The sequence below is a fragment of the Piscinibacter sp. genome (genome assembly GCF_050175855.1).
GTDB lineage: Bacteria > Pseudomonadota > Gammaproteobacteria > Burkholderiales > Burkholderiaceae_C > Piscinibacter.
Genome location: NZ_JBFXIO010000147.1, coordinates 1 through 11110 on the forward strand (window position 1 = coordinate 1; position 11110 = coordinate 11110).

Annotated in this window: 11 protein-coding genes and 1 rRNA gene; 3 read left to right on the forward strand and 9 right to left on the reverse strand. The window is 68.0% G+C overall.

Annotated features, from left to right (window positions below):
- The 6 genes from AB7U92_RS12735 to AB7U92_RS12760 all read right to left on the reverse strand — a co-directional run.
- A 16S ribosomal RNA gene (locus tag AB7U92_RS12735) occupies nt 1–766 on the reverse strand; the annotation flags it as partial.
- A gap of 300 nt (nt 767–1066) precedes the next feature.
- Nucleotides 1067–2851, reverse strand: coding sequence for a phosphoenolpyruvate--protein phosphotransferase (gene ptsP / locus AB7U92_RS12740; protein ID WP_428577159.1), 1785 nt, complete (start codon nt 2849–2851; stop codon nt 1067–1069).
- 65 nt (nt 2852–2916) lie between these two features.
- Nucleotides 2917–3186, reverse strand: coding sequence for an HPr family phosphocarrier protein (locus AB7U92_RS12745; RefSeq protein ID WP_428577162.1), 270 nt, complete (start codon nt 3184–3186; stop codon nt 2917–2919).
- Entirely contained in the window at nt 3155–3604 is a 450-nt protein-coding gene (locus tag AB7U92_RS12750; protein WP_428577165.1) for a PTS sugar transporter subunit IIA, read from the reverse strand. The genes AB7U92_RS12745 and AB7U92_RS12750 overlap by 32 nt, the downstream gene beginning before the upstream one ends.
- A 27-nt stretch (nt 3605–3631) precedes the next feature.
- A complete protein-coding gene (locus AB7U92_RS12755; RefSeq protein WP_428577169.1) occupies nt 3632–4852 on the reverse strand; it encodes an MFS transporter in 1221 nt (406 codons plus the stop codon).
- Nucleotides 4849–5424, reverse strand: coding sequence for a hypothetical protein (locus tag AB7U92_RS12760; protein WP_428577172.1), 576 nt, complete (start codon nt 5422–5424; stop codon nt 4849–4851). The genes AB7U92_RS12755 and AB7U92_RS12760 overlap by 4 nt, the downstream gene beginning before the upstream one ends.
- Between AB7U92_RS12760 and AB7U92_RS12765 the strand changes: the two genes are divergently transcribed.
- Together AB7U92_RS12765 and AB7U92_RS12770 are read left to right on the forward strand one after the other, a co-directional pair.
- A complete protein-coding gene (locus AB7U92_RS12765) occupies nt 5414–6679 on the forward strand; it encodes a CaiB/BaiF CoA transferase family protein (protein ID WP_428577174.1) in 1266 nt (421 codons plus the stop codon). The genes AB7U92_RS12760 and AB7U92_RS12765 overlap by 11 nt on opposite strands.
- 214 nt (nt 6680–6893) lie before the next feature.
- Nucleotides 6894–8051: a hypothetical protein gene (locus tag AB7U92_RS12770; protein WP_428577176.1), complete on the forward strand. Its 1158-nt coding sequence runs from the start codon at nt 6894–6896 to the stop codon at nt 8049–8051.
- Between the two features lie 22 nt (nt 8052–8073).
- On the opposite strand, the gene AB7U92_RS12775 is transcribed toward AB7U92_RS12770, so the two are convergent.
- Nucleotides 8074–8763, reverse strand: coding sequence for a DUF4197 domain-containing protein (locus AB7U92_RS12775; RefSeq protein ID WP_428577178.1), 690 nt, complete (start codon nt 8761–8763; stop codon nt 8074–8076).
- A 14-nt stretch (nt 8764–8777) separates the two neighbouring features.
- Between AB7U92_RS12775 and AB7U92_RS12780 the strand changes: the two genes are divergently transcribed.
- Nucleotides 8778–9287, forward strand: a complete 510-nt coding sequence (locus AB7U92_RS12780; protein WP_428577180.1) for a TlpA family protein disulfide reductase — start codon at nt 8778–8780, stop codon at nt 9285–9287.
- A 13-nt stretch (nt 9288–9300) separates the two neighbouring features.
- On the opposite strand, the gene AB7U92_RS12785 is transcribed toward AB7U92_RS12780, so the two are convergent.
- Both AB7U92_RS12785 and lipA read right to left on the reverse strand, forming a co-directional pair.
- Nucleotides 9301–10275, reverse strand: a complete 975-nt coding sequence (locus AB7U92_RS12785) for a hypothetical protein (RefSeq protein WP_428577183.1) — start codon at nt 10273–10275, stop codon at nt 9301–9303.
- 12 nt (nt 10276–10287) lie between these two features.
- Nucleotides 10288–11110, reverse strand: an 823-nt coding sequence (gene lipA, locus AB7U92_RS12790) for a lipoyl synthase (protein WP_428577185.1), incomplete at its 5' end; no start/stop codon positions are given.

Consider the following 11110-nt stretch of genomic DNA (forward strand, 5'->3'; position numbering starts at 1 on the left):
CCACGCTTTCGTGCATGAGCGTCAGTGCAGGCCCAGGGGATTGCCTTCGCCATCGGTGTTCCTCCGCATATCTACGCATTTCACTGCTACACGCGGAATTCCATCCCCCTCTGCCGCACTCCAGCCATGCAGTCACAAATGCAGTTCCCAGGTTGAGCCCGGGGATTTCACATCTGTCTTGCAAAGCCGCCTGCGCACGCTTTACGCCCAGTAATTCCGATTAACGCTTGCACCCTACGTATTACCGCGGCTGCTGGCACGTAGTTAGCCGGTGCTTATTCTTCGGGTACCGTCATTAGCCCGCGGTATTAGCGCAGACCGTTTCTTCCCCGACAAAAGCGGTTTACAACCCGAAGGCCTTCTTCCCGCACGCGGCATGGCTGGATCAGGGTTGCCCCCATTGTCCAAAATTCCCCACTGCTGCCTCCCGTAGGAGTCTGGGCCGTGTCTCAGTCCCAGTGTGGCTGGTCGTCCTCTCAGACCAGCTACAGATCGTCGCCTTGGTAGGCCTTTACCCCACCAACTAGCTAATCTGACATCGGCCGCTCCAATAGCGCGAGGCCTTGCGGTCCCCCGCTTTCACCCGTAGGTCGTATGCGGTATTAATCCGGCTTTCGCCGGGCTATCCCCCACTACTGGGCACGTTCCGATGTATTACTCACCCGTTCGCCACTCGTCGCCAGGTTGCCCCGCGTTACCGTTCGACTTGCATGTGTAAGGCATGCCGCCAGCGTTCAATCTGAGCCAGGATCAAACTCTTCAGTTCGATCTTGAATGTTTGCTCAAAGAATTGAAGTGAACTTCACTTCAGTGAGCGTTTAAGGTCCAAGAGACCTTGAGTCTTGCGACTCTTGGCACTCGCCTTCAAACGCCCACGCTTATCGGCTGTTAGTTTTTAAAGAGCTTGCCTTTCGGCGCCGCTGATTTGCGTTATCAGCGAAGAAAGCGATTCTGACATGCTTTTTAAAACCCTGTCAAGCGCTCGGCTTTCTCATCCTTCGCTACGTGGGCGCTGCCTTGTTTGCGGCGCCGTGTTCAGCGAAGACCGCGACTATAGCATGCTTTCTCAGGCCGTCAACTGTCCCGTACGCAACCCGGCCAATGACACGCCCGGCTGCGCAGATGGGCCATCGCCCGCGAGCAAGGCAGGCACCGTGCCTGCGCAGCGCCTGGCATCGGAGCGGAGGATGCGCTGCTTGATGGCCGAGATCTGGGCCGGATGCATGGAGAAGCTGCGCAGGCCCATGCCCAGCAAGGTCTCGGTGAACGCGGGGTCACCCGCCATCTCCCCGCAGACGCTGACATGCTTGCCGAGTGCCCGTGCCTGCTGGATCGTGCTGGCAATGAGCCCGAGCACGGCCGGGTGCCACGGGTCATACAAGTGCGCCACGGATTCGTCGGCGCGGTCGATGGCCAGCGTGTACTGGATGAGGTCGTTGGTCCCGATCGAGACGAAGTCGAAGTAGCGCAGGAATACCGGAAGCATCAGCACCGCCGCCGGCACCTCGATCATGGCGCCGACCTCGACGTCCACGAACGGCTTGCCGGCATCCGTCAACTGCTGCTTCGCCCGCGCCAGGGCTTCCATGGTCAGCTTGACTTCGCTGACATGCGCCACCATCGGGATCAGCAGGCGCACCTTGCCGTAGGCGCTGGCGCGCAGGATGGCCCGCAACTGCTGTCGGAACATGCCCGGTTCGGACAGGCTCCAACGGATCGCGCGTAGCCCGAGCGCCGGATTGAGCGCGTGCTCGTGCCGCAGTTCGCTGGCCGACATGCGATCGAGCGGCTTGTCGGCACCGATGTCGACCGTCCGGATCGTGACCGGCAGACCATTCATCGCTTCGACAGCGGCGCGGTACGCCTCGAACTGCTCGTCTTCGCCCGGCAGCTCGCCGCCACGGTTCATGAACAGGAACTCGCTGCGGAACAGCCCCACCCCGAGGGCACCAGCGTCGAGGGCCGCCGGCGCGTCGGCCGGCATCTCGATGTTGGCGAGCAGTTCGACCCGTTCGCCGTCCAGCGTGACTGCAGGGGTGTGCCTCAGCCGGGCCAGCTTCTGCCGTTCGAGCTCGGCCTGCCGCTGGCGGAAGCGGTATTCCTCCAGCACGATCGGCGACGGATTGACGATGACCACGCCACTGTCGCCGTCGATGATGACCCAGTCGTCCTGCCGGATGATGCGGCTGGCCTCCCGCGCACCGACCACCGCGGGAATGTCCATGCTGCGCGCCACGATCGCGGTGTGCGAGGTGCGGCCGCCGACATCGGTGACGAAACCGGTGAAGACGCCGCCCTTGAAATGCAGCATGTCTGCGGGCGCGATGTCGTTGGCCACGAGGACCAGCGGGTCTTCGCCGGCGAAATCGCGTGCACCGACCGCCGGCGCCGCGCCGAAGGCCGCTTCCGGGCCATGCGCCAGTGCCCGCAGCAGCCGCTCGACCACCTGTTCCAGGTCGGCCTTGCGCTCGCGCAGGTAGTCGTCCTCCATCTCGTCGAACTGCCGCGCCAGCACCTCGAGCTGCGCCGACAGCGCCCACTCGGCGTTGTAGTGACGCTCGACGATCCACTGCTTGGTGGCACCCGTGAGCGAGTCGTCGTGCAGCAGCATGAGGTGCACGTCGAGCAGCGCCGCGAGTTCGGCCGGCGCCTCGGCCGGCATGTCGCGCTTGAGCAGGCTGAGTTCACCGGCCACCGCGTCGCGGGCTACCCTGAGGCGCCCGATCTCGTCCTCGACACGCGCGTCGTCGATGAAGTAGTGCGCCACGTCGACGCGGCTCGAGGCCACCAGCACCGCGCGGCCGATGGCGACCCCGCGCGAGACGGGCAATCCGAACAGCTGGAAACTCATGGCGGAATGCTAGCCCTTCGGGCCGCCGGCGCCATCCGTAGTTCTTGTAGGCAGCCGCAGCCGCCTCACTCGCCTTCGCCGAACTTGTCGTTGATCAACGCGGTGATGGCGTCGATGGCCTGCTGCTCGTCGGGCCCGGTGGTCTCGACTTCCACTTCGCTTCCCAGCCCGGCGGCCAGCATCATGACGCCCATGATGCTCTTGGCATTGACGCGGCGGCCGTTGCGGCTCATGAAGACGTCGCACTTGAAGCCGCCGGCCAGCTTGGTGAGCTTCGCCGAGGCCCGGGCGTGCAGGCCCAGCTTATTGCTGATGGTGACGGTGGTCTTGATCATTGCCGCCGGGTTTGTAGGTCTGGTTCTGCGGCCTGGAGGTGGCCACCTGCATCACGCCCTGGGTGGCGCCCGCCATCGCCCGAGCCACGAGCGCATCGAGAGGTTCATCGGCGTAGCACAGCGAGCGCCACAGCATCGGCACGTTCACGCCCGCCACCACCTTGACCTGCACGCCATCGGCCAGGCGCTGCGCGACGTTGCAGGGCGTGGCCCCGAAGACGTCGGTGAAGATCAGCGCCTCGGGGCGTCGCACCCGGGCCAGCAGTTCGCGCGCCTGCGCCTCGATCTGCTCGGGCGGCATGTCCGGCGACACGTCCAGCGCCTCCAGTCGAGAGGCACAGTCGGGGAAGGTATGCGTGGCCACCGTCCTCAGCGAGGAGGCGAGCGGCGAGTGGGCGATGATCAGCAGGCCGGGCATGGAGCGGAAATTATCGACGGCTGAGGCTCAGCGGCCCGCGCGGTCGGCCTGGACCGACCGTCCGTGCCACAAAAACCACAGGTAGGCGCATAGAGCACACAAGCCAAGCAACGCCATGGCGCCCCGGAACGCCGACAGGGTCGCCCATCCGGCCGCGGCAAACGCATCGATGGCCAGCCCCAATCCCCACTGGATCGCGAAGATGCCGGCGAAGATCACCAAGTTGTAGGCGGACAGCGCGCGGCCGGCCAGCGCCGACGGGAAGGCTTGGCCTAACGCCGGCTGGCTCAGCGAGATCACCGTGCAGCTCACGCAGAACAGCGCCCAGGCCCATGCCGTGGCGCCCTCACCCAGCACGATGGCCAGGACGAGCACGGCCAGGCTGACCGGCACGCCCCAACCGACCAGACGAGCGGCCGACCATCCGCCACGGTACAGGCGCGGAACGACGAGGCCCCAGCCCAGGAAGGCCAGCAGCATGGCGACGTTGATCGCGAACAGGCCGCCGGCTGCTTGCTGCGGCGTCCAGCCGCAGACGCGCACCAGCCAGGGGCCGGCCCACAGCGTCTGCACGGCGATCATGCCGCCGTAGTGGAAGAAGGCGAGCGGGGCGTAGCGCAGGAACACCGGGTAGCGAACGATGGCCGCATAACCCGCCTCGCCCTCACGCTCCCCGGCGGGCGCGCTTGCCGTGTCGTCGGCCGGCACGCACAGCCGGATGGCCAGCATCGCCGCCACGAGCAGGGCCCCCACGAGCCAGAACAGGCCGCGCCAGCCCAGGAACGGCAGCAGCCACTGCACCGGCAGGGTCGACGCCACCATGCCCAGCGAGCCGCTCATCAGCATCCAGGAGTTGGCGCGCAATTGCGCCACGGCGCTGAAAGTCCGTCGAAAGGCGGTGAGCGGCGCCATCAGGCAGGCGCTCAAGCCGGCGCCGATCAACGCGCGCGCCAGCGTCAGCGCCGCGAAGTGATCGGCCATCGCGAAAGCCGCGCAGCCGATCACGGCCAGGGTCATCAGCGCCAGCAGCACCCGGCGTGGCCCCCAGCGATCCAGCGCGTGGCCGAGCGGGAGCTGGGTGGCCGCGAAGCCGAGAAAGTAGGCACCGGCGAGCAGGCCCAGGTCGCCCGAGGTCAGCCCGAGTTCGGCACTGAATGCCGGCGCCAGCGTGGCGGTCACCGCCCGCACCAGCGCCGAGAGAAAGTAGGCGAAGGCGAAGCTGAGGAAGATCAGCGCGAGCGACCTCATGCCGGCAGCCGCAGGCCGGCAAAGAAGGTCTCGGCCGCCCCCGGGCGCAGGCGTTGCCCGAGCACTGTCGCCTGGTACACGCGCAAGCCCTTGGCGAAGAAGACGGCCTCCTCCTGCAGGGCCGTTCCATCGGGCTGCCGCCCTTCCAGACGCAGCTTCGCCGCCTGCGGGTTGGGCGTCATGCCGGGCACCGTCGCAGGCTGCGATTCAGGTCGCGAGGCGCCGAGGTTGCCTGCCGCCAGGGTCTGCAGTTCCGCCAGCGCGGTGGAAACCTTGGCGGGATCGTCGAGGTCGAGGAAGCTCAGCGCGAACTGGGCATCGTCGGCGCCGCAGGCCAGCATCTCCATGCGGACCGTCTGCACCGCCAGCTTGATGGTGCGAACGTGGCGGTCGGGCTTGCAGGGGAAGGTCGCGACGATGCCGCTGCCCTCGGGCTGGAATTCACGCCAGTCGAGTGCGGGCGAACAGGCCCCGAGTCCGAACACGGATACGGCTGCCAGGGGCAGGAGGAGACGGCGCATCGACCGATTATCCGAGGCGCGGCGACGCCACAATGCCTGCATGACCGACACCGCCACCCCTGCGCAGCCGCTGGCCGGCGTCCGCGTGCTCGACCTCTCCCGGGTGCTCGCCGGGCCCTGGTGCACGCAGACGCTGGCCGACCTGGGCGCCGACGTGATCAAGATCGAGCGGCCGATGCGCAACGGCAGCGGCGGCGACGACACGCGCGGCTGGGGTCCGCCCTTCCTGCGCGACCGCGACGGCCGGGACACCGCCGAGGCGGCCTATTACCTGGGCACCAACCGCAACAAGCGCTCGGTGACCGTGGACATCGCGCGGCCGGAAGGCCAGGCACTGATCCGGCGGCTGGCGCAGCGCAGCGACGTCTTCGTGGAGAACTTCAAGGTGGGCGACATGGCCCGCTACGGCCTGGACAGCGCCAGCCTGCTGGCCCTCAACCCGCGCCTCGTGTACTGCTCGATCACCGGCTTCGGCCAGACCGGCCCCTACCGCGACCGGGCCGGGTACGACTACGCGGTGCAGGGCATGGGCGGCCTGATGAGCGTGACCGGCCCGTCGCGCAACGAGATCGCCGACGATGCACCGGGCGGCGGCCCGCAGAAGGTGGGCGTCGCGGTGGCCGACCTCTTCACCGGCATGTACGCGGTGACGTCCATCCTTGCCGCGCTGCGCCATCGCGACCTCACCGGGCAGGGTCAGGCCATCGACATGGCCCTGCTGGACACGCAGGTGGCGATGCTGGCCAACCTCGGCGCCAACTACCTGACCACCGGCGTGGCGCCGCAGCGGGCCGGCAACGCGCACCAGAACATCGTGCCCTACCAGGTGTTCGAGGTGGCCGACGGGCACATGATCCTGGCTGTCGGCAACGACACGCAGTTCGCCAAGTACTGCGAGGTGGCCGGGCGGCCGGAACTGGCCCGCGACCCGCGCTTCGCGCGCAATGCCGACCGCGTGCGCCACCGGGCGGTGCTGGTGCCGATGCTGGCCGAGGTGATGCGCTCGCGCGCCCGTGCCGACTGGCTGTCGGCGCTGGAGGCCGCAAGAGTGCCCTGTGGCCCGATCAACGACCTGGCGGAGGTGTTTGCCGACCCGCAAGTCCAGGCGCGCGGCATGACCGTTGAGATGCCGCACCCCCTGGCCGACCACGTGCGGCTGGTGGCCAGCCCGATGAAGTTCTCCGCCACGCCGGTGCAGTACCGCCGCCCGCCGCCCTTGCTCGGCGAGCACACCGACGAGGTTCTCGCCGAAGCTGGCCTCTCTCCCGAAGAGCGCGATGCACTGAAGACGGCCGGCGTGATCTGAGCTGGCGCAACGCCGCGCGGTCACACTTTGTGACATCTGTACCCCCCAGGTCCGAGGGAATCGGCGGCCGCGGCTCTGGAATCGGGCCGTGCGCGGGGCGACACTGCGACCCATACGACTCGGCGCGTCGACAACCGCTCTCCGTCCGTCCGTTCCCGGCAGAGGAATCATCGGGCGATCCGTTGCCGCGAGCCGAAGGGAAGGACAACACGGCATGGACATGTCAGACCTCGAACGCCCCGCAACGGCGGCCGCCTCGCGCTCGCACCCCGCGCCCGCACCCGACGAGGGCGAGGCCGCCCAGCGCTGGCACCGCCTCGTCACCGAGATCGGCGCGGCCACGGCCACGCAGCTCAGCTCGGCGCTGGAGCGCATCCACACGCTGATCACCAGCGGCAAGATCGACCGCGCCAGCCTGCGCGCGCTGCGCGACGAGGTCGACGGAGCGCGCCAGGCCGGCATGATCGGCCAGCAGATCGCCCGCTTCGCCTCCGGCCGGCTGCGCCAGTCGCACGAGAGACTGCAGCTCGACGAGACGCTCAAGGGCGTGCTGGCGCATCGCCATCGCGAGACGCAGGCACGCGGCATCGTGCTCAAGCCCGCCCTGAAGCAGGCCGAGGTGATCGTCGATGCCTCGCTGCTGTTCAGCCTGCTCAACACCGTGCTCGACTGGGCGCTGGCGCACGCGCAGTCGAACATCGAGTTCCGCATTGACATCAAGTCGTGGCCTCAGCATGCGCAGCTGGTGTGCCGCTTCGCCCACCGCCCCGCCGATCAGGTCGCTGACCACCAGCGCCCGCCGGAACCGGCGGCGCTCGAATCGCTGACCTGGCGCCTGCTCGAGCAGACCGCCTGGACGATGGGGCTGCCGCTGGACCGGCGCGACGACGCGCTGCACTCCACGCTGACGATCGAGTTCCCGCGCACCGCGTCCGACGAGATCGAAGGCGTGACCGCGGTCGAACTCGACGAGGGTTTTGCGCCGTCGACCAACTCCAAGCCACTGGCCGGCAGCCATGTGCTGGTGGTGTCGTCGCGGCGCGAGCTGCGGGTGCAGATCCGCGATGCGCTGCGCAACATGGGCCTGATCATCGACTTCGTCGGCAGCGTCGACGAAGCCGCCGAGTTCTGCCGCGACGGCCTGCCTCACGCGATGATCATCGAGTCCATTCAGCGCGGAGAGAAGTTCGCCAACCTGCGCGAGGAAATCAGCAACGAGGTTCCCGACTTCGTGTTCATCGAGATCATCGAGGAAGGCAACACCTTCGAGATGTCGGGCTTCAGCGGCTCGAACGTCGCGCGCGTCGGTCGCGACGTGATCGACAGCTCGCTGCCCTCGGCGTTGATGTTCGAGCTCTCCAAGGGGCTGTAAGGTCGGCGCGCGCCGGGTCGGATCACTTCAGCGAGCCGAACACCTTCTTGAGGATCGCGCTGCCGGCGGCGGCCGGGTTCTGGCGGATCTTGCGCTCCTCTTCGCCGATCATGAGGAACAGGCCATCCAGGGCCTTGCCGGTCACGTACTGCTGGACGTTGGCCTCCTCCTTCTTCACCAGGCCCAGCCCCATGGCCTTGCCGGCCACGGCGTTGTACTTGGCCGCCAGCGACACCTTCTCGGTGGCGCGGGTCACGATGGGCAGGAACTTCCCGGCCAGCGGCTCGCGCGTCTTGCCGGCGAAGAACTGGGTCACCGAGTTGTCGCCGCCGGTGATGACCTTGCGTGCATCTTCCACGCTCATCGATTTGACGGCGTTGATCAGCAGCGGCTTGGCTTCCGGCACCGCCGCTTCGGCGGCCCGGTTCATCGCGGTGATCAGTTCGTCCACGCGCCTGCCCTGGCCGGTCGCCTTGAGCAGCTTGGCCGCGTCTTCGAGAAAGCCGGGCAGCGGAATGCGCACCTTCGGGTTGCCGAGGAATCCGTCGGTGCGGCCGAGCAGACCGACGGCCGCGACCGCGCCCTTCTCCAGCGCGGCGCGCACGCCCGAGGCGGCGTCGGTCTCGCTGAGGTCGAGCGACCAGGCCGCCGGGGTCATTGCCGCCAGACTGGGAACCACGACGAGCCCCGCCGTAAACTGCCTGCGCTTCATGAGCTGATCTCCCGATGAAAGTCTCTCGCCATCTTGCCTTGCCGCTGCTGGCCATGGCAATCGGCACCGGCGCCTACCTGGCCTTCGACCGGCCCGGGCCGCCTCAGCCCGTGCCGCAGGTCTCGTACACGCTGCTGGACGGCAACACAGCCTCTACCGCCACGTGGCCGGGCCGGGTGACGCTGGTCAACTTCTGGGCGACCAGTTGCGCGGTGTGCCTGCAGGAGATTCCGGCGATCATCGAGACGCATCAGCGGTTCAAGTCGCGCGGCTTCGACATCCTGGCCGTGGCGATGAAGTACGACCCGCCGGCCGCAGTGGCGCATTACGCGCAGACGCGCCAGCTGCCGTTCGGGGTGGCGATCGACAACACCGGTGCGATCGCCGAGGGCTTCGGCAACATCCGCGGTACGCCGACCACCTTGCTGGTGGACAAGCGCGGCCGCGTCGTCAAGCGCATCGTCGGCCAGCCCGATTTCGCGCAGTTGCATGCGCTGATCGAGCAGTTGATCGCCGAGACCTGAACGGTCCGGTGGCTCAGCCCCAGAAATACCAGACGAACCACACCACCAGCGCGAGCAGCACCCCGCGCAGCGGGTTGGTGCCTCGGCCGAGCAGGTCGCCCCAGTCCATGTCTTCACCGAAGCGGTGGCGGCCGCGCTGGGCGGCCGCTTCAGCTTCCATCTTGGCGGCGAACTCGCGACGGCGCGGCAGGTCGGCGTCGAGCGCATCGAGGCGGCGCTTGATCACCTCGGGCGCCGGCTTCGCCGCATGGGCGTGCAGCGCCGGCCCGAGTGTGGCCACGCGCTCGTGGGCCTCTGCCAGCCGGCTGATGGCCAGCGTGGCGCCGCACTGCGCGCAGTCCACCGACAGCCCCGGCGGCAGCGCGGCGCCACAGGCACCGCACTGCAGCGCCTGCTGGCTCGCGGCGTCGCGGTGCACCGCCTGCGGCTCGAGCGCGCCCTCGGGATCGAGCGCGCGCGACAGCCGCGCCACGTCGAGCAGGCTGGGCACCGAGCCGCAGTAGGAGCAGGTCTCCTCGTCGCGACCGACCGAGGCACCGCAGTTGACGCAATCGATGCGACCCTGCTTCTCGATCAGCCGCGCACGGTCGATCCGCGACATCGGCCGCAGCAGGCCCTTCTCCTGGAGGAACTGCGAGAAGGTCTGGTAGGCGCCGTGCCCGGCACGGCACTCCAGGTGCAACGACTGCCCCCAGCGCGAGCGGTTGTGCACCGTCTTCAGCGTGGCGCCGCAGCGCGCGCAGCCGGCCTTGGGGTCGAGCGTGCGGTGCGGCAGGCTCTGCGAGCCGGCCATCGCGCCGATCAGTTCCAGCAGTGCCGGGCCCGAGAGGCGTGCCGTCTCGGTCTGGTCGAACCACACCAGGTGGCAGTGGCTGCACAGGTCGATCTCGACGCTGCGCCCATAGTGGCCGGGCAGCATGAGCCGCTGCATCGGCTCATGGCAGTTGCCACAGGCGATGGCCGGTTCGCTGGCTCCGGCAGCGACCATGGCGCCAGCCAATCAGGCCACGCCGGCCTGGGCTGCCTGCTGATCGGCGTGGTAGGAAGAGCGCACCAGGGCGCCGACGGCCGCATGGGTGAAGCCCATCTTCGCCGCCTCGGCCTCAAACATGCGGAAGGTGTCCGGGTGCACGTAGCGGCGCACCGGCAGGTGGTGGCCGGAGGGCGCCAGGTACTGGCCGATGGTCAGCATGTCGATGCCGTGCTCGCGCATGTCAAGCATCACCTGCAGGATTTCATCGTCGGTTTCGCCGAGCCCGACCATGAGGCCGCTCTTGGTCGGCACGCCGGGCGCGAATTCCTTGAAGCGCTTGAGCAGGTTCAGGCTGAAGACATAGTCCGAGCCGGGGCGAGCTTCCTTGTACAGGCGCGGCACCGTCTCGAGGTTGTGGTTCATCACGTCGGGCGGCGCGGCCTTGAGGATGTCGAGCGCGCGGTCCATGCGGCCGCGGAAATCGGGCGTGAGGATCTCGATCCGCGTGGCCGGCGAGAGCTCGCGCACCTGGCGGATGCACTCGACGAAGTGGCCGGCGCCGCCGTCGCGCAGATCGTCGCGGTCGACGCTGGTGATCACCACGTACTTGAGCTTCAGCGCCGCAATGGTCTTGGCCAGGTTCAGCGGCTCGTCGGCATCGAGCGGGTCGGGCCGGCCGTGGCCGACGTCGCAGAACGGGCAGCGCCGCGTGCACTTGTCGCCCATGATCATGAAGGTCGCCGTGCCGTGGCCGAAGCACTCGCCGATGTTCGGGCAGGACGCCTCTTCGCACACCGTGTGCAGCTTGTGCTCGCGCAGGATCTGCTTGATCTCGTAGAAGCGCGTGCTC